Below are 17,839 nucleotides of genomic sequence, written 5' to 3'. Positions count from 1 at the left end.
ACTTCGGCGGCCGCCGTCGTCCATGGCAGCCCGGTCGGTGGCTCACGCATTCCCGCGTGAGGCGCGGATCACTCCTTGTTCAGCGTGTAGTTCTGCCGCTCTCCCGGCTTGCCCGCGGGCTTCTGCTGCCCGTTCACCCAGACGTCGCAGGCGGACGCGTCGTAGACGACCGCGTTGAGGCGGGGCTGGTCGTACCGGCGCGCCTCGCCCCGGTGCAGCGTCTCGTCGGCGAGCACGGTGATCGCGGTGCCCGGCACCGACACGAAGATCTTGCAGGAGTCGGTGCGGGCCCGGACCGCCAGCGTGCTGGTCGCGGCGCCGGGCGGCGCGGCGGCCTGGGCGGCGGAGCCGCCCGGGGTGGTGGACGCCCCGGCGGTGGGGGAGGGGCCGGGGCTCTCGCGCATCATGCCGACGATGAGGGCGGTGGCGCCGATGCCGCACGAGGCGACGGTCGCGCCGATGAGGCCGATCACGACCATCAGCCGGTAGCGGGGCGTGGGGGCGCGGCGTCCCGAGCGCGGGCCCGCCATGGCCCGTTCGAGCCGGTCGACCGCGCGGGCGTGGCTGAGCCGCCGGGTCGGGTTCTTCTCCAGCAGCCCGGTGATCACGGGCGCGAGCGCGCCGGCGTTCTGCGGGGCGGGGGTCGACTCGTTCGCCAGCGCCGACAGCGTCGCCATGACGTTCTCGCGCTCGAACGGCGGGCGGCCCTCCAGGGCGGCGTACAGCGTCGCGCCGAGCGACCAGAGGTCCGAGCGCGGGGTCGCCTTCTCCCCGGCCGCGACCTCGGGCGCCACGTACGCGGGCGACCCCATGAAGTGGCCCGTCTTGGTGAGGCTCGCCGAACCGGAGGAGAACGCGAGCCCGAAGTCGGTGAGGACGACGCGGTCGCCGTCCAGCAGCACGTTGCTCGGCTTCAGGTCGCGGTGCACGATGCCGGCCTTGTGCGCGGTGTTGAGGGCGTCCAGCAGGGCGCGGCCGATGTGCGCGACGCGTTCGGGCGGCAGGGGGCCCGAGCGCTCGATGAGCTGTTCGAGGCTGGGCGCCTCGATCATCTCCATCACGATCCAGGGACGGCCCTGCTCGATGACCACGTCGTACACCTCGACGATGGAGTGCGTGCGCAGCTGCGCGGGCGCGCGCGCCTCCCGGAGGGTACGGCGGTAGAAGACCACCCGGTCGTCCTCGGCGAGGTTGTCGGGGAGCCGCAGCTCCTTGATCGCCACGGCGCGATCGAGGAGCTCGTCATGCCCTCTCCAGACGGTGCCGTTGGCACCCTGACCTATCTCCGAGACCAGCCGGTAGCGCGTCGCTAGCACGAGGCGCTCTGACTGAGACATGGCGGAAAAGATACCGGAGTGGCCCGGCGGTCATTGGGGAGACTTCGGCACCAACGCGGATTTTGGCCTAATACTGTGACCTACCGACAAGAAACTTCCGGGGACCGCCCGTCCGCGACCCCTGTCCGGGGTCGCGGACCGGTGCCGGACGTCAGCGCCTGCCGATGGTGAGGACGGGTCCGGTGGTGTCGGCGAAGAAGTCCTCGCCCTTGTCGTCGACCACGATGAACGCCGGGAAGTCCTCGACCTCGATCTTCCAGACGGCCTCCATGCCGAGCTCCGGGTACTCCAGGACCTCGACCTTCTTGATGCAGTCCTGCGCGAGCCGCGCCGCCGGGCCGCCGATCGAGCCGAGGTAGAACCCGCCGTGCTCCTTGCAGGCGTCGGTGACCTGCTTGGACCGGTTGCCCTTGGCCAGCATGACCAGGGAGCCGCCCGCGGCCTGGAACTGCTCGACGTAGGAGTCCATCCGGCCGGCCGTGGTCGGGCCGAACGAGCCCGACGCGTAGCCCTCGGGCGTCTTGGCCGGGCCGGCGTAGTAGACGGCGTGGTCGCGCAGGTACTGCGGCATCGGCTCGCCCGCGTCCAGCCGCTCCTTGATCTTGGCGTGCGCGATGTCGCGCGCCACGACGAGCGGGCCGGTCAGCGACAGCCGCGTCTTGACCGGGTACCTGGTCAGCTCGGCGCGGATCTCGTCCATCGGCCGGTTCAGGTCGATCCGGACGACGGTGTCGTCCAGGTGCTCGTCGGTGGTGTCGGGCAGGTACTGCGCGGGGTCGGTCTCCAGCCGCTCCAGGAACACGCCCTCCGCCGTGATCTTGGCGAGGGCCTGCCGGTCGGCGCTGCACGAGACCGCGATCGCGACCGGGCAGGACGCGCCGTGCCGCGGCAGCCGGACCACCCGCACGTCGTGGCAGAAGTACTTGCCGCCGAACTGTGCCCCGATGCCGAGCTTCTGCGTCAGCTCGAACACCTGGAGCTCCAGCTCCAGGTCGCGGAACCCGTGCCCGAGCGGCGAGCCCTCGGTGGGCATCGTGTCCAGGTAGTGGGCGGAGGCGTACTTGGCGGTCTTCAGCGCGTACTCGGCGGACGTGCCGCCCACGACGATCGCCAGGTGGTAAGGCGGGCAGGCGGCCGTGCCGAGCGAGCGGATCTTCTCCTCCAGGAAGGACATCATCCGCTTGGGGTTCAGGACGGCCTTGGTCTCCTGGTAGAGGAACGACTTGTTGGCGCTGCCGCCGCCCTTGGCCATGAACAGGAACTTGTAGGCGTCGCCGGGCGCCGCGTACAGCTCGATCTGCGCGGGCAGGTTGGAGCCGGTGTTCTTCTCGTCCCACATCGTCACCGGCGCCATCTGCGAGTAGCGCAGGTTCAGCCTCGTGTAGGCGTCGTACACGCCCTGCGAGATGTGCTTCTCGTCGTCGCCGTCGGTCATGACGTGCTGGCCGCGCTTGCCCATGACGATCGCGGTGCCGGTGTCCTGGCACATCGGCAGGACGCCGCCGGACGCGATGCCCGCGTTCTTCAGCAGGTCCAGCGCGACGAACCGGTCGTTCGGGGACGCCTCGGGGTCGTCCAGGATCCGGCGGAGCTGGGCCAGGTGCGCGGGTCGCAGCAGGTGGGCGATGTCGCGCATGGCCGTCTCGGTGAGCAGCCGCAGAGCCTCCGGCTCGACCTGCAGGAACGTCCGGCCGTTCGCCTCGAACGTGGAGACCCCGTCGGAGGTCAGGAGCCGGTAGTCGGTCTCGTCCGGGCCGAGCGGGAGCAGGTCGGTGTAGGAGAACTCAGGCATCTCAGGCAGATCCTCGCGCGATTCCGATGGGGGCCGAGTCACAGGTTACGGGCTCGGCTGGCGCCGCCTCACGGGGGGCGACCCGGGCGCGCAGGCCCACCACGACGCCCGCGGCGACCAGGGCGGCGCCCGCCAGGTCGGCCGGTTCCGGCCGGTCGACGCCGAGCGCGACCGTGGTGACCACCGCGCTGATCGGGATCAGGCCCGCGCACAGCCCGGCGCGGTCGGCCCCGAGCCGTCCGATCGCGTCGTACCAGAGCAGGAACGCGATCGTGGTCACGACGATCGACAGGTAGGCGAAGCCGGCCAGCTCGCCGGGGGTCGGGACGCGCAGCAGGCCCGTCCCGTCCGCGGCGAGGCCGACCGCGAGGAGCATCGGGACGGCCAGCGCGGCGGAGTAGGCGGAGACGCGCAGCGGTCCGATGCGCGGCAGCAGCGGGACGGCCAGCAGCGAGAAGCACACCTCCCCGCCGAGGGCGCCGAGCGAGAGCAGCAGCCCGCGGACGCTGCCGCTGCCGAGGCCGTTCGCCAGGGCCGCCCCCGCCGCCACCACGCAGGCCGCCACGATGATCGTCGGGGCCGGGCGGCGGCCGTCCAGCAGCGGCCCGACCACGGCCAGCACGATCGGGACCGTCGCGATCACCGTGCCGATGGTGGCGGGGCTCGTGTCCCGGGTGGCCGCGACGATGCAGACGTTGAAGGCGACCAGCCCGGTCCCCGCCAGCGCCGCGAGCAGGAGCCAGTCCCGCGCGGAGGGCCGGCGGGCGGGCCCTCCGGCGATGCGGGCCGCGGCCAGCAGGACCACCGCGGCGACGGCGTACCGGACCGCCTGGCCGCCGAAGACGGGATAGGCGGAGATCGTCGCCGAGACGGCGGTCAGCGTGCCGACGAGGGACATCGCGGCCCCGGCGCCCGCCATGCCGCGCTTCTGTGAGGTGTTCATGGACCGAACGCTAGAAGCCGGTTGGTCCACCGGACAGTGCCAATCAATCCCCACGAACGTGGACCAATAGCCTCTCCGTGACGTCCACCCCATGCCTTGACGCTGAGAGTCATGTGACCGACCTTCATCTTCCACTCGACCGGTCCGCCGGCCGGCTGGCCGCGCAGATCGCCGCGGGCTTCCGCGCGGCGGTGCGCTCCGGCCGGCTGACCGCCGGGACCCGGCTGCCGTCGAGCCGCGATCTGGCCCGTGACCTTGACGTCTCGCGCGGCGTCGTCGTCACCGCCTACGAGCAGCTCACCGCCGAGGGCTTCCTGATCGCGCGGCGCGGCGACGGCACCCGCATCGCGCCGCTGGCCCGCCCCGACGAGGAGGCGGCGCCGCCGTCCCGGCCGCCCGCCGCGTCCCGCCCGGTCGAGCCCCCGCCGGAACCGGAGGTCCTGTACGACCTGTCCCTGGGCCGCCCCGACCTGTCGGCGTTCCCCCGCGAGCGCTGGATCGCCGCCGCCCGCGCCGCGCTGCGCACCCTGCCGCACGACGCGCTCGCCTACCCCGACCCGGCAGGCGTCCCGGATCTGCGCGCCGAACTGGCTTCCTACCTCGGCCGGGTGCGCGCCGCGCTCGCCGACGCGGACCGGACAGTGATCATGAGTGGGGTGGCGCACGGCCTGTCGGCCGTGCTCGGACTGCTGCGCGCCGACGGCCACACCACGCTCGCCGTCGAGGACCCGGCGAGCGTCCGCCAGCTGCCGATGCTGGCCGCCGCCGGGGTCCGCCTCGTCCGCATCCCGGTGGACGGCGAGGGCATCGACGTCGCGGCGCTCGCCCGCACCCAGGCGCGCGCCGTCCTCGTGACGCCCGCGCACCAGTACCCGACCGGCGTCGTGCTGTCCCCGGCGCGCCGCGCCGAGCTGATCGCCTGGGCGCGCGACGCGGACGGCGTGATCCTGGAGGACGACTACGACGCCGAGTTCCGCTACGACCGCGACCCGGTCGGCTGCCTCCAGGGCGTCGAGCCCGACAGGGTCGTCCTCCTCGGCTCGGTCAGCAAGTCGCTGGCCCCCGCCCTCCGCCTGGGCTGGGCCGTCGCGCCGCAACCGCTCGCCGAGCGGCTGCGGGAGCACCGCGCCTACACCGACCACGGCGCCCCCGTCCTGGAGCAGTACGCGCTGACAGAGTTCCTGCGCGGCGGGGGCTACGACCGGCATCTGCGCACCATGCGCAGGCGCTACCGCGCCCGGCGGGACGCCCTCGTCGGCGCGCTCACCGAGAATCTGCCCGGCGCCAGGATTCACGGCGTCTCAGCGGGCATCCACCTCTACGTGGAACTGCCGGGCGGATGCGACGAGGACGCGGTGGTGGACCGCGCCGCGCGCTCCGGGGTGGCGGTCGAGGGCGCCCGCGGGATGTGGTCGCCGCGCCGCGCGGACGAGGCGCCCCCCGCGCTCGTCCTGGGCTACGCAGGCCTCACCGAGCCCCGCCTGGTCAAGGCCGCGCAACTGCTGGGACAAGCGGTTGCTCACGGTGATGGGGGGTAGGAACAGCTTCCCCGGTGTAGGAGGTATGCATGAGTCTGGAAGAGGCCGCGCGGCAGTTGAAGATGGCGGGCCACGACGCGCAGGTGGCCTTCGACTGTGTCGGTCTGGGCGACCTCGAACGGGCGCAGGAGCACGCCGTGACGCTCCGGGCCGCGGCCGACGCCGCCGAGGTGGCACTGGCCCAAGCACTGAAGGACATGACCCCGGAAGAAGCCCAAACCGAAGGCGAACGCGCCGTAACGGCCCTAGCCGAAGACTGAGCTGTGCTAGCCCAGGGGGGCGACCCCCTGGAACCCCCGTTGCGAGCCGGGCGATCCTCACGCCACGGTTTCGGTTCTCGTGCCCGTGCGGGTTTGTTGCGTGGCGCTGCGGTCGCCCGGCTCGGCGGGTCGGGCGGCCTCCAGGCGCTAGAGCGCCTTCCGGCCGCCCAACCCGCGCCCTCGCTCAGGCCCACTCCAAGAGCGCCAATCACGCCATGGGGCGTTCCATCGCTGGGGCGTCGGGGCGGGCGCCTGGGAGTGGTGTCGGGTTGAAGCCCTTTGCCGTGGCGAAGACGACCAGGACCAGCAAGGTCGGGATGATGAAGGCTAGGCGCAGGCCGTGGTCGGCGCTCAGCGGGGCGATGGCGCCCACCACCGCGGCTCCGAGGACGAAGCCCACGTAGTTGAAGATGTTCACGCGGGAGACGGCGACGCCGAGGCCGGTCGGGTCGACCCGTCCGGCGGCGGAGAACGACACCGGGGCGATCACGCTCAGGCCGAGGCCGGCGAGCGCGAACGCGGCGATCGCGAAGGCCGCGTTCGGGGCGGCGACCACGCCGGCCATGCCGAGGATGCCGACCACGCCGCCGATCCGCACCACCCGGACGGCGCCGGAGCGGCGGACGGCGAGGTCGGCGACGGTGCGGCTGACGACCATGGTGACCTGGTAGGCGACGTAGCCGAGCGGGGCGACCCAGTCGCTCGCGGACAGCTCGTCGTCCAAGTACTTGGCGCCGTAGCTGGAGATCGCCGAGTCGGCCAGGTAGGCGACGGCCATCGCGGCGCCCACGACCAGGATCGGCCGCCACGGGACGCTGCGCCCGGCGGCCTTGAGCTCCTCGGCGGTGGGGCCGTCCCCCTCCTCGGCGCGGCGGTAGAGGCGGCCGCCGGTGGCGAGCGAGGCGGCGATGCCGACGGCGGCGGCGATGGCGAAGCCGGTGAACAGCGACAGGTCCAGCTTGTTGGCGAGGGACGCCCACAGGCCGCCGAGGATCCCCGCGACGCTCCAGACCGCGTAGAACCCGGTGATCAGGCTGATCCCGTAGCGGCGTTCGACGGCGATCGCCTGCGCGTTCATCGACGCGTCCACCGCGCCGACGAACAGGCCGAAGGCGGCGACCGTGATGTACAGGGCGAGGTCGTTGTCGCCCGTGAGGCCGATCAGGGCGATCGTGACGGCCACGGCGGGCTGGGAGAACCGCAGCACCGGGCCGCTGCCGAGCCGCTGGAACAGCGCGCCGGAGGCGACGCTCCCCACGCCCGCGACCAGCGGCACCATGAGCAGCACCAGCGACAGCGTGGCGTCGCTGAGGTCGTGCGCCTCCTGCATCTTGGGGACCTGCGTCACCAGTGAGGCGAAGCAGAGCCCCTGGACGGCGAACGCCGTGTACGCGGCGAACCGGGCCCTGCGGTCCCGGGCGGTGGTGCCCTCGCTCATGCGCCCCGACCTCTCTGGCTGCGCACCGTAAGAAGACGCAATGTGAAGAAGATTCGCGTCAGCGTAGGGACAGGGTACGCCCCAGGTCAATGGGCGGGAGGCGTCAGTCGATGAGGCGCCGCCGCATGCCCCGCACGGCGATCATCCACATCAGCGCGGCGAACGCCACCAGCCCGGCCAGGTGCCCGAGGTCGGCGAGCGGGTGCAGGCCGAACACCGCGTCCCTGACCAGCTGCACGCAGTGGTACAGCGGGTTGAGGTAGGAGACCTTCTGCGCCCAGCCGGGCAGCGCGTCGACCGGGAAGAACGTCCCGGCGATCAGGAACAGCGGCGTCACCACGCCGGTGATCACGTAGTCGAACGAGTTGATCGACGGCACCACCGACGACGTCCACATGCCGAACAGGCCGAAGCCGAGCGCGGTGAAGAACGTCACGAACGGCACCAGCAGCATCCCGAAGGAGGGGTCGAGGCCGAAGAACAGCGCCACGACGAGCGGCGTGCACGAGTACACCGCCGACTTGGCCGCGATCCACAGCGCCTCGGCCGTCACCAGCTCGTGCACGTCCACGGGCGCGGCGAGCATCGCGTCGTAGGTGTGCTGGAACACGCGCCTGATGTAGCCGTTGAACATCCCCGGGAACACCGAGGTGAACAGCGCCGCCGTCCCGACGACGCCGGTCGCGACGAAGTCCAGGTAGCGGTAGTCGCCGATCATCGCGACCATCGAGCCGAACCCGTAGCCGAAGGCCAGCAGGAAGAACGTCGGCTCCACCATCGAGGCGAACGACGTCGACTTCCAGTACCTCTTGAAGAGGGCCAGCTCGTGCCGCCAGATCCCGCGGACCGGGGCCGTCTCGAACCGGCGCAGCCGCGGCGCCCGCACCGCCTCGGCCGTCTCCTCCTGGACGGTCACTCCACACGCTCCCCGGTCAGCACGACGAACACGTCCTCGAGGTTGGAGGCGCGGCGGACGCCGTCCGGGCCGAGATCGTCCTCCAGCGAGGGCGGGATGGCCTCGGCCTTCAGCACCGACACCGACGGCCCGGTCCGGCGGGTGGGCAGCCCGGCCGCCCTCGCCAGCCGCTCGACCTCCGCCAGCCGGTCCGGCGGCCCGTAGTGCTCGACGACCTGCCCGCCCGCGTACTCGGCGACCAGCGCCGACGGCGTGCCCCGCGCGATGACGCGGCCGTGCGACATCAGCGCGCACTCGTCGGCGAGGCGCTCGGCCTCCTCGATGTAGTGCGTCGACATCAGCACGGTCGTGCCGCCGGCGCGCAGCCCGTCGATCAGCCCCCACAGCTCGGCCCGCACCTGCGGGTCGAGGCCCACGGTCGGCTCGTCCAGCAGGACGAGCGCGGGCCGGTGCACCAGCCCCCGCGCGATCAGCAGCCGCCGCCGCATGCCGCCGGACAGGTCGTCCACCTTGGTCAGCTGCCGCTCGGTGAGGTGCGCGATCGCCAGCGCGTCGTCCACCGCCTTGCGCCGCTCCTTGCGCGGCACCCGGTACAGGTGGGCGAACACCTCCAGGTTCTCGCGCGCGGTCAGCTCCTCGTCGAGGTTGTCCTGCTGCGGGACGACGCCCATCACGGCCCGCGCGCGCTTGGACTCCCGGGGGACGTCGAAACCGAGCACGCGGATGGCGCCCTCGTCGGCGATCGCCTGCGCGGTCAGCATCTTCATCGTCGTCGACTTGCCGGCGCCGTTCGGGCCGAGCAGCCCCAGGCAGACCCCGGCGGGGACGTCCAGGTCGAGCCCGTCGACGGCGGTGAAGTCGCCGAACCGCTTCACGACGCCGCGGAGGCTGATCGCCGGCGCGGCGGCGCCCTCGCGGTCGGCCGCGTCCGCGGTCGGCCCGGTCCGGGCACGATGCAAGGTCATACCCCTCACACTAGGTACGGCGAGGGACGAATCCCCACCGGTTTTCCCGCGGGGCCGTCCCCGGCGGCGGCTACCCTCTTCCTTGTGGACGTCCCCCATCGCCCGGCGGCCGAGAAGGTCACCAATGTGCGCGACCTGCGCGCGTCCGACGCCGACCGGGAACGCGTCGCCGCCGTCCTGGGCGAGGCCCTCGCGGACGGGCGGCTCACCATCGAGGAGCACTCCGAGCGCACCTCCCGCGCCTACGCCGCCCGCACCCTGGGCGAGCTGACCGGGCTCACCGGCGACCTCAGCCCCGAGGAGGCGCAGCCCATCCTCGTGGACGACCGCCCGGTCTCGGTCTTCTTCGGCCGCACCCGCCGCGACGGGCGCTGGGTCGTCCCGGTCAAGCTCCCGCTCCTCGCCCTGTTCGGGACGGTCGAGCTCGACCTGCGCGAGGCCGTCCTCCAGCGCCGCCACATCGTGGTCGACTCGCTGGTGCTCGGCGGCCGGATCCGGCTCCTCGTCCCCGAGGGCGTCCGCGTGGACGTCACGGGGCGCACCATCCTCAGCACCCGCGACCTGCGGGCCCGCCCCGCGGACGAGGGCCCCACCATCGAGGTGAGCGGCACCATGATCTTCGGTTCGGTGCGGGCGCGCGCCCCCAGGCTCCCGCTGCGCACCCGCGTCCGCAACCGCCTCAACCGCGGCCGGTAGGGCCGCGGCCTACACCGCCGTGTCGAAGTTGATCGCGCTGTAGGCGCGCAGCTTGCTCAGCTGGTGCTCGCTGGAGACCGTCCGGATGGTGCCGCTGCGCGACCGCATGACCAGCGAGTGCGTGACCGCCGTGCCCTTGCTGTAGCGGACGCCGTCGACCAGCTCGCCGTCGGTGATGCCGGTGGCGGCGAAGAACACGTCGTCGGAGGTCACCAGGTCGTCGGTGGTGAGGACCCTGCCCAGCTCGTGGCCGGCGTCGGCCGCCTTCTGCCGCTCCTCGTCGTCCTGCGGCCACAGCCGGCCCTGGATCACCCCGCCGAGCGCCTTGATCGCGCACGCGGCGATGATGCCCTCCGGGGTGCCGCCGATGCCGAGCAGCAGGTCCACGCCGGTCCCCGGCCGGGACGCCATGATCGCGCCGGCCACGTCGCCGTCCATGATGAACTTGATCCGCGCCCCGGCCTCCCGGACCTCCTTGACGATGCCCTCGTGGCGCGGCCGGTCCAGGATGCAGACCGTCACGTCGTGCGGCGAGGAGCCCTTGGCGCGGGCGATGGCGCGGATGTTGTCGGCGATCGGGCGCTCGATGTCGACGACGTCCGCCGCCTCCGGGCCCGTCACCAGCTTCTCCATGTAGAACACCGCGGACGGGTCGAACATCGACCCCCGCGGCGCCACCGACAGCACCGCGATGGCGTTGTTCATGCCGAGCGCGGTCAGCCGGGTCCCGTCCACCGGGTCCACCGCGACGTCGCACTCGGCGCCGGAGCCGTCCCCGACCTCCTCGCCGTTGAACAGCATCGGCGCGTTGTCCTTCTCGCCCTCGCCGATCACGACGACGCCCCGCATGGAGACCGTGTTGATCAGCTGGCGCATCGCGTTCACGGCGGCCCCGTCGGCGCCGTTCTTGTCGCCCCGCCCGACCCAGCGGGCCGCGGCCATGGCGGCGGCCTCGGTCACCCGGACCAGTTCCATCGCGAGGTTGCGGTCCGGCGCCGCCGGCTCGGTGGCGAGGGGGGAGGAAACGGTGGTCTCATCGGACATGCGGGGCAGCCCCTTCGGTCGGTGGTGCCTCGGATTCTCCGTGGACCGGATGGCAAGCCACAAATTGGACCAGACCAGCCGGGCCGCGGACATCCGGGCACGGATGGAAGCGGTATCCGGGCACGGTCGACGGGTACGGTGCGGAGCCGTGAATCCACTACGGCACGGACAAGGGATCGTTTCCCCCTGGGAGAGGGCGTAATCTCAGGCGTCATGAGCAGCGACATCGACGTCCCGTCCGGCGGGGTGACACAGAACGGGGGCGCGCGGCCCGCGGCTGTCCCCACGCGGACCTCCGACCGCGGGGCCGCCACGCGCGGCGCACTGCTGGCCGCGGCCAGGGACGTCTTCTGCGAGTCCGGCTTCGCCCAGGCCGCGGTGACCGACATCGTCGCCAAGGCCGGCGCCAGCGTGGGCAGCCTCTACCACCACTTCAACGGCAAGGCCGACCTGTACCTGACGCTGTTCGAGGACTTCCAGGGACGCCAGCAGGAACGCACCCGCGAGGCGATCAGCGCCGTCCGGGAGGCGGGCGAGACCGACCCCATGCGGCAGTTCATCGCCGGCGCGGGCGCCTACCTCAACGGATGCCTGGACGAGCGGGACGTCGCCCGGCTGTTCATCTCCGGCGACGGCCCCCCAGGGTTCGACCGGGTCATGCGCCAGCGCCTGAACAAGTGGGCACGCCGCAACGCGGCCCTGTTCCACACCGCCGACGGCGGCGTGGACGAGGCCCTGGTCACGGTGCTGACCGGCGCGATGGCGGGCGCGGTGTCGGAGATCTCACTGCTGGACGACGAGGACGCCGCCCGCCGGCTCGCCGACAAGATCATGGCCATCGTCGGCACGATCAGGAACCCCGGTACGGAGCAGCGCTGAGCGTGCGGGATCCTGGAGGGGTGACCGACAAGACCCCATCCTCCGCCCCGGACGCCGAGGCCGCCCGGCCCGAGCCGGACGCGCCCGCCGAACGGCCCGGCGCGGACGCGCCGGCGGAGCGGCCCGGGACGGCATCGGCGGAACGGCCCGGCGACGGCTCCTCCGAGGAGCCGCGCGGGACGGGCGCGCCGGCCGGCCGGCCCGTGGTCGAGGTGAGCCCCGGCGTGTACAAGCGGCTGACCACGGGGCTCGGCGGCTTCACCATGGCGATGGGCGCCTGCCTGCTGCTCGTGCTGGCGATCTACGTCATCACGCCGCGCAGCGACAAGGAGGTCCTGCCGACCGTCGACTACGGCTCGCAGCTGTGGGCGATGCGCAACGACGCGCCCTACACCGTCTACGCCCCGGAGGGGCTCCCCATCCACTGGCGGCCCAACAGCTCGCGGGTGCACGGCCTGGGCTCCGGCGGCAAGGACCCCGTCGCCTGGCACCTCGGCTTCGTGACGCCGAGCGAGCAGTACGCGGCGCTTGAGCAGAGCAACGAGAAGGCGTCGGAGTTCGTCCCGCGCATGGCCAACAGCAGCCAGCCGGTCGGGACGCAGCAGGTGAACGGCGTCGCCTGGACCAAGTACCACCGCAAGGACAAGAAGGCGAACACCCTCGCCCGGACGCTCCCGAACGGGGTGAGCCTCGTCGTCACCGGCACCGCGTCCTACGCGGAGCTGGCGGTCCTGGCCGGGTCGCTCAAGGAGCAGGCGAAGACCGGCGGACCTCCCCCTCCGGCGACGGCCACGCCGGCGTCCTGACCCCTAGAACGGGGCGGCGGCGTCGCCGTTGTCGGGCCGTTCGAGGGCCGCGGCCAGCCTGGCGCGGGCGCCCTCCAGCCACTCCTCGCAGACGGCGGCGAGCCTCTCGCCCCGCTCCCACAGGCCGAGCGACTCCTCCAGCGTCAGGCCGCCGGCCTCCAGCCGCTTGACGACCTCGGCCAGCTCGTCCCGTGCCTGCTCGTACGACGGCTTCTCCGCCGTCCCCTTCTCGTCCGCCACCGGCCCACCCTCTCATCCCCGGGGAGACGGCCCGTCCCCCGGTCGGCATCCACGGTTCACTCCCGCCCGGTCACGGTCACGCCGAGCCGCCCGTCGGCCAGCCGCACGTGGAGGCGCTCGCCGTCCTTGACCCCCGCCGACTCGCGCACGACCGACGCGTCCTCCCGCTGGACGATCGCGTACCCGCGCTCCAGCGTCGCGGCGGGGGAGAGGGCGAGCAGCCGGGCGCGGGTGTGCCCCAGCTCGTCCTCGGCCCGGTCCAGCGCGCCCGACAGGGACCGCCGGGTCCGGTCGCGCAGCGCCGCGACCTGCTCGGCCTGCCGCTCGATCTCCCGCACCGGGTCGGCCAGGGCGGGCCGCGAGCGCACCGACCGCAGCCAGGCCAGCTCCCGCTCCACCGCGCCGGACAGGCACCGCCGCCCCCGGTCGCGCAGCTGCCGGACGAGCTGGAGCTGCTCCCGCACGTCCGGCACGGCCTTCTTCGCGGCGTCGGTCGGGGTGGAGGCGCGGACGTCGGCGACCAGGTCCAGGAGCGGGCTGTCCTGCTCGTGCCCGATCGCGCTGACCACGGGGGTGCGGGCGGCGGCGACCGCCCGGACGAGGGCCTCGTCGGAGAACGGCAGCAGGTCTTCCATCGCGCCGCCGCCGCGCGCGATGATGATCACATCGATCTCGGGATCGGCGTCCAGCGCGCGCAGCGCCTCCATGACCTCGCCGACCGCGTACGAGCCCTGCACCGCGGTGTTCTCGACCCGGAACGCCACCGCCGGCCAGCGCCGCCGCGCGTTCTGCAGGACGTCGTGCTCGGCGTCGGAGTCGCGCCCGCAGATCAGCCCGATCCGGCCGGGCAGGAACGGCAGCGGGCGCTTGCGCTCGGGCCGGAACAGCCCCTCGGAGGCCAGCACCCGCTTGAGCCGCTCCAGCCGGGCCAGCAGCTCGCCGACGCCGACCGGCCTGATCTCCAGCACGCTGAGCGAGAACGTTCCGCGGTTGATCCAGAAGTCGGGCTTGGCGTGCACGACGACGCGGGCCCCGTCGGTGACCGCCGGTCCGGCGGCCTCGAACACCGCGCGCGGGCCGACGACCCGCACCGACATGTTCGCCACCGGGTCGCGGAGCGTCATGTAGACCGTCCCGCCGCGGGCGTTGAGGTCGGTGATCTGGCCCTCCACCCAGATCCGGCCGAGCCTGCCGATCCACCCGCTGACCGCCTGCAGGACGGTCCGCACCGGAACCGGGGACTCGGCCGTGGTCTCCATCGCCATGCAGGCAGCCTACGGCGCGGGCCGCGCCGCCGTTCCGCCCGCCGCTCCCACCGCCAGAATCCATTTGACCGAAGAGACACGTCCCCAGCCACAGAACATTAGTCAAGCTAACTTAGACTAGCTAAGTAATTTCAAGGAGAGACCGTGACCGCATCCGAACGCGAGCTCGCCGAGCGGCTCAACCGGTGCCTGCGCCACGTCGTGCTGATGCTCCGGCGGGTCAGCGCCGACCAGCCGATCACCAGCCAGCAGCTGTCCGTGCTCGGCTCCCTGGAGCACGGGTCGCGGCGGATGACCGAGCTGGCGGCCGAGCACGGCGTCCGGCTGCCGACCATGACGGCGCAGATCAACCGGCTCGAACGCGACGGGCTCGTGGCGCGCGGCCGGAACGGCGCCGACGCCCGCGTCGTCACCGCCTCGCTCACCGGGGCGGGACGCGACCGGCTGGCCGCCGGTCGCGCGCGCCGGATCGGCTTCCTCGCCGAGCGGTTCGCGGAGCTGACGGACGAGGAGCGCGCGGCCGTGGCCGCGGCGCTGCCCGCCCTCGACAAGCTCTTCGGCGGACCCTGAACCCGTACACGAAGGTACCCATGCACGCGAAGCCCTCGGCGAACCTGGACGCCACGCCGAGCCAGGTCTCGCCGCACCAAGCTGATCCGCCGACATCAGCGTCAGCGAATGCTTAGTCTGCCGCCGTCCGCTGACGAGAACGGAAGAAGCCCCCCGGAGGTTTCCTCGGGGGGCTTCTTCCGTTCCCTGCTGCCTGAACGGGCCGGTCAGTTCAGGCCGTTGAGCTTGGCGATGCGGCGCTCGTACATGCGGATGACGTCCTCGCGGCCGGCGTGCTTGCGCTCGTACTCGCGCAGGAGCTTCACCTGGTCGGCGGACAGCCCGCGCAGACGCGCGCGCAGCTGCGGCAGCGTGGCGCTGTCGTAGTCGGGGACCGGGAGGTCCTCGGCGATGTGCTCGGCCTCCGCCTGCGCGGCGGGCTTGGCCTCCGGCTTCGGCTCGAACGCCGCCTCGTCGACCTTCTTCTCCGGGGCCTCGCCCTCCTCGGCCTTGCCCTTCGCGGCCTCGGCCGGCTTTGGCTCGGGCTTGGCGGGCCCGGGCTCGGCGGCCTTCGGGCTCGGGGCGGGCTCGGCCTGCGGCGCGGGCTCCGGCTTCGGCTCGGACGGCACCGGCTTCGGCGCGGGCTGGGCGACCGGACCGGCCGCGCCCTCCGCCTTGGCGTGGTGCCTGCCCAGCGCGCCCGGCTTGGCGGGCTTCGGCGGCGGTCCGGGGCGGGCGTGCTTCGGCGTGTGGCGCGTCCCGCCGCCGGGCTTGCCGACCGAGATCTCCTCGGTGGCGGTGCCCCCGGCGGCCGTGCTCGTGGCGGCCGTGCGTGAGGCGGCCGTCCTGGTGCGGCGTGCGGGCACCGGCTCGGGCTCGGCCTCGGGCTCCTCACCGCGGACGCGCTCGGCGACCAGCCCGACGACCTTCCCGGCCGTGTGCTGGACGTCGTCGCGGAGCCGGCCGATCACCGGCTTCACACCGCCGCCCTCGGTGATCTCCTTGTAGTCCCTGGTCACCCGGTCGGTGAGCAGCAGCGCCCGGCCGACGCCGAACATGGCCAGCCGGACGGCGTGCAGCGGGAGATCCCGGACCTGTTCCCCCAGGTTGTCGCGGACCTGCTCACTGAGGCGGCGCGGCGATTTCCTCATCGGATGTTCCTCTTCCTGCCTCGTCTCCGTCCCCACTCACTCTGCCCCATCGGTGCAACCCTGGTCACGCGGGGTGAATGGAATTCTGGCAAAGCGTGCCGTGGAGTCGGTCACAGCCCCGCCCCTCGTACGATGGAGCCATGACCTCCACCCAGCGCCGTGTCCTGCTCGCCAAGCCGCGTGGTTACTGCGCGGGCGTCGACCGGGCCGTGCAGACGGTCGAGATCGCCCTGGAGAAGTACGGGGCCCCGATCTACGTCCGCAAGCAGATCGTCCACAACGTGCACGTCGTGAAGACGCTGGAGGAGCGTGGCGCGATCTTCGTGGACGAGACCGAGGAGGTCCCCGAGGGCTCCATCGTGGTGTTCTCCGCCCACGGCGTGGCGCCCGTCGTGCACCAGGAGGCCGCGGGCCTGAACCTGCGCACCATCGACGCGACCTGCCCGCTGGTGACCAAGGTCCACAAGGAGGCGGTCCGCTTCGCCGCCCAGGACTACGACATCCTGCTGATCGGCCACGAGGGCCACGAGGAGGTCATCGGCACCACCGGCGAGGCCCCCGACCACATCCACCTCGTCGACGGCCCCGGCGACGTCGCCAACGTGCGCGTTCGCGACCCCGAGAAGGTCGCGTGGCTGTCGCAGACCACGCTGTCGGTGGACGAGACCGTCGCCACCGTCGAGAAGCTCCGCGAGCGGTTCCCCAAGCTGATGGACCCGCCGTCCGACGACATCTGCTACGCCACCCAGAACCGGCAGGTCGCGGTCAAGGAGATGGCGGCGCAGGCCGACCTCGTCATCGTGGTGGGGTCGACCAACTCCTCCAACTCCGTCCGGCTGGTCGAGGTCGCCAAGGAGCACGGCGCCGACGCCGCCTACCTCGTCGACTACGCCGAGCACATCGACCCGGCCTGGCTGGAGGGCGTCACCACCGTGGGCGTCACGAGCGGCGCGTCCGTCCCGGACGAGCTGGTCCAGGGGGTCCTGGCGTGGCTCGCCGAGCGCGGCTACGGCGAGGCCGAGGAGATCGAGTCCGTTCCGGAGCACATGCGCTTCTCCCTGCCGAAGGAGCTCCGCAAGGACCTGCGCATCACGCCCGTCTAGTCCCGCCGGGACGAGCGCCCGGCGGGACGTCCCGCCGGGCCCGCGGGCGTCAGCGGCCGGAGTCCGGCGCCGGAAGGTCGAGCAGGAAGCTCCTGAGCGCCTCGCCGATCTCGTCCGGCGAGTCCTCCTGCAGGTAGTGGACGCCCTTGACGGTCACTTCCCGCTGGTTGGGGAAGGTACGGGCGAACTCGGCCGCCCGGCCGACGAGCAGGGCGCCGGGTTCGGCCGCGACGAACAGCTTGGGAACGGGAGTTTCGGCGAGCCAGCGGCCGTAGGCCTCCACGATCTCGGCCACGTCCTCCGGAGTGCCGTCGATCGGGAGCTCGCGGGCGAAGGCCAGCGTGGGAAGGCGCGACTCGGGCGTGCGGAACGGGGCGCGGTAGGCGTCCATCTCCTCCTCGGTCAGGACGCGCACGACGCTGCGGGGCAGCACCGTCTCGACGAAGAAGTTCTCCTCGAGCACCAGCTTCTCGCCCCGCTCGGACCGCATGGCGCGGAACAGCTCCTCCCGGCCCGGCGGGAAGTCCGTCCACAGGCGCGGCTGGACGATGGCCTCCATGTAGGCGATGGCCTTGACCCGGCCGGGGTTGCGGGCGGCCCAGTGGAAGCCGAGCGCCGATCCCCAGTCGTGCAGGACGAGGGTGACGTCCGTGGTCAGCCCCATGGCGTCGAACCAGGCGTCCAGATGGCGCGCGTGGTCGGTGAAGCGGTACGCGGGCGCCGGGCCTGAGCGCCCCATGCCGACGAGGTCGGGCGCGAGGCACCGGCCGAGGTCCGACACGTGGGGGATGACGTTCCGCCACAGATAGGACGAGGTCGGGTTGCCGTGCAGGAAGACGACGGGGTCGCCGGAGCCGGATTCGGTGTGGTGCATTTCGGTGCCGAGCACGGGTGTCATGGGCACGGGGTTCTCCTGG

At 72.7% G+C, this 17,839-nt stretch carries 18 protein-coding genes; 7 read left to right on the top strand and 11 right to left on the bottom strand.

Annotated features, from left to right (window positions below):
- Positions 1-68 precede the first annotated feature (68 nt).
- From K4S16_RS22070 to K4S16_RS22060, 3 genes are all read right to left on the bottom strand, one after another.
- Complete coding sequence (locus tag K4S16_RS22070) at positions 69-1,337, bottom strand: serine/threonine-protein kinase (protein ID WP_149260912.1); 1,269 nt, start codon at positions 1,335-1,337, stop codon at positions 69-71.
- A gap of 151 nt (positions 1,338-1,488) precedes the next feature.
- On the bottom strand, positions 1,489-3,129 hold the full coding sequence (locus tag K4S16_RS22065; protein ID WP_149260911.1) for a fumarate hydratase: 1,641 nt from the start codon (positions 3,127-3,129) through the stop codon (positions 1,489-1,491).
- 1 nt (position 3,130) lies between these two features.
- Entirely contained in the window at positions 3,131-4,072 is a 942-nt protein-coding gene (locus K4S16_RS22060; protein WP_149260910.1) for a DMT family transporter, read from the bottom strand.
- A gap of 113 nt (positions 4,073-4,185) precedes the next feature.
- On the opposite strand from K4S16_RS22060, the gene K4S16_RS22055 reads away from it, so the two are divergent.
- Together K4S16_RS22055 and K4S16_RS22050 are read left to right on the top strand one after the other, a co-directional pair.
- Positions 4,186-5,610 (top strand): PLP-dependent aminotransferase family protein, encoded by a 1,425-nt coding sequence (locus tag K4S16_RS22055; RefSeq protein ID WP_149260909.1) that lies wholly within the window; start codon positions 4,186-4,188, stop codon positions 5,608-5,610.
- Positions 5,611-5,639: 29 nt separating this feature from the next.
- Complete coding sequence (locus K4S16_RS22050; protein WP_149260908.1) at positions 5,640-5,870, top strand: hypothetical protein; 231 nt, start codon at positions 5,640-5,642, stop codon at positions 5,868-5,870.
- Positions 5,871-6,078: 208 nt separating this feature from the next.
- On the opposite strand, the gene K4S16_RS22045 is transcribed toward K4S16_RS22050, so the two are convergent.
- The 3 genes from K4S16_RS22045 to K4S16_RS22035 form a co-directional block, all read right to left on the bottom strand.
- Positions 6,079-7,308 (bottom strand): MFS transporter, encoded by a 1,230-nt coding sequence (locus K4S16_RS22045; RefSeq protein WP_149260907.1) that lies wholly within the window; start codon positions 7,306-7,308, stop codon positions 6,079-6,081.
- A 103-nt stretch (positions 7,309-7,411) separates the two neighbouring features.
- Entirely contained in the window at positions 7,412-8,224 is an 813-nt protein-coding gene (locus K4S16_RS22040) for an ABC transporter permease (RefSeq protein ID WP_149260906.1), read from the bottom strand.
- A complete protein-coding gene (locus tag K4S16_RS22035) occupies positions 8,221-9,189 on the bottom strand; it encodes an ABC transporter ATP-binding protein (RefSeq protein ID WP_149260905.1) in 969 nt (322 codons plus the stop codon). The genes K4S16_RS22040 and K4S16_RS22035 overlap by 4 nt, the downstream gene beginning before the upstream one ends.
- Positions 9,190-9,273: 84 nt before the next feature.
- Here K4S16_RS22035 and K4S16_RS22030 point away from each other — a divergent pair, with 84 nt between their 5' ends.
- The gene (locus K4S16_RS22030; protein ID WP_235036980.1) at positions 9,274-9,885 is read left to right on the top strand and encodes a DUF1707 domain-containing protein; all 612 of its coding nucleotides are present in this window, start codon (positions 9,274-9,276) and stop codon (positions 9,883-9,885) included.
- A gap of 9 nt (positions 9,886-9,894) precedes the next feature.
- Here the strand turns inward: K4S16_RS22030 and glpX are convergent, their stop codons facing one another.
- Positions 9,895-10,929, bottom strand: coding sequence for a class II fructose-bisphosphatase (gene glpX, locus K4S16_RS22025; RefSeq protein WP_149260903.1), 1,035 nt, complete (start codon positions 10,927-10,929; stop codon positions 9,895-9,897).
- Between the two features lie 213 nt (positions 10,930-11,142).
- Here glpX and K4S16_RS22020 point away from each other — a divergent pair, with 213 nt between their 5' ends.
- Positions 11,143-11,808, top strand: coding sequence for a TetR/AcrR family transcriptional regulator (locus K4S16_RS22020; RefSeq protein ID WP_149260902.1), 666 nt, complete (start codon positions 11,143-11,145; stop codon positions 11,806-11,808).
- A gap of 20 nt (positions 11,809-11,828) precedes the next feature.
- The gene (locus tag K4S16_RS22015; RefSeq protein ID WP_235036979.1) at positions 11,829-12,614 is read left to right on the top strand and encodes a DUF4245 domain-containing protein; all 786 of its coding nucleotides are present in this window, start codon (positions 11,829-11,831) and stop codon (positions 12,612-12,614) included.
- A gap of 3 nt (positions 12,615-12,617) precedes the next feature.
- On the opposite strand, the gene K4S16_RS22010 is transcribed toward K4S16_RS22015, so the two are convergent.
- Both K4S16_RS22010 and xseA read right to left on the bottom strand, forming a co-directional pair.
- A complete protein-coding gene (locus K4S16_RS22010; RefSeq protein WP_149260900.1) occupies positions 12,618-12,854 on the bottom strand; it encodes an exodeoxyribonuclease VII small subunit in 237 nt (78 codons plus the stop codon).
- Between the two features lie 56 nt (positions 12,855-12,910).
- On the bottom strand, positions 12,911-14,119 hold the full coding sequence (gene xseA / locus K4S16_RS22005; protein ID WP_149260899.1) for an exodeoxyribonuclease VII large subunit: 1,209 nt from the start codon (positions 14,117-14,119) through the stop codon (positions 12,911-12,913).
- A gap of 144 nt (positions 14,120-14,263) precedes the next feature.
- Between xseA and K4S16_RS22000 the strand changes: the two genes are divergently transcribed.
- Complete coding sequence (locus tag K4S16_RS22000; protein ID WP_308800808.1) at positions 14,264-14,689, top strand: MarR family transcriptional regulator; 426 nt, start codon at positions 14,264-14,266, stop codon at positions 14,687-14,689.
- Positions 14,690-14,895: 206 nt separating this feature from the next.
- Here the strand turns inward: K4S16_RS22000 and K4S16_RS21995 are convergent, their stop codons facing one another.
- The gene (locus K4S16_RS21995; RefSeq protein ID WP_149260898.1) at positions 14,896-15,819 is read right to left on the bottom strand and encodes a hypothetical protein; all 924 of its coding nucleotides are present in this window, start codon (positions 15,817-15,819) and stop codon (positions 14,896-14,898) included.
- A 140-nt stretch (positions 15,820-15,959) separates the two neighbouring features.
- On the opposite strand from K4S16_RS21995, the gene K4S16_RS21990 reads away from it, so the two are divergent.
- Complete coding sequence (locus K4S16_RS21990; protein ID WP_149260897.1) at positions 15,960-16,922, top strand: 4-hydroxy-3-methylbut-2-enyl diphosphate reductase; 963 nt, start codon at positions 15,960-15,962, stop codon at positions 16,920-16,922.
- A gap of 49 nt (positions 16,923-16,971) precedes the next feature.
- Here the strand turns inward: K4S16_RS21990 and K4S16_RS21985 are convergent, their stop codons facing one another.
- Positions 16,972-17,820, bottom strand: coding sequence for a haloalkane dehalogenase (locus K4S16_RS21985; protein ID WP_149261227.1), 849 nt, complete (start codon positions 17,818-17,820; stop codon positions 16,972-16,974).
- Positions 17,821-17,839: the final 19 nt, after the last annotated feature.

The organism is Actinomadura sp. K4S16 (assembly GCF_008327685.1).
GTDB lineage: Bacteria > Actinomycetota > Actinomycetes > Streptosporangiales > Streptosporangiaceae > Spirillospora.
Note: the sequence above shows the minus strand (reverse complement) of the source record. Positions and strands in the feature narration are given on the sequence as shown.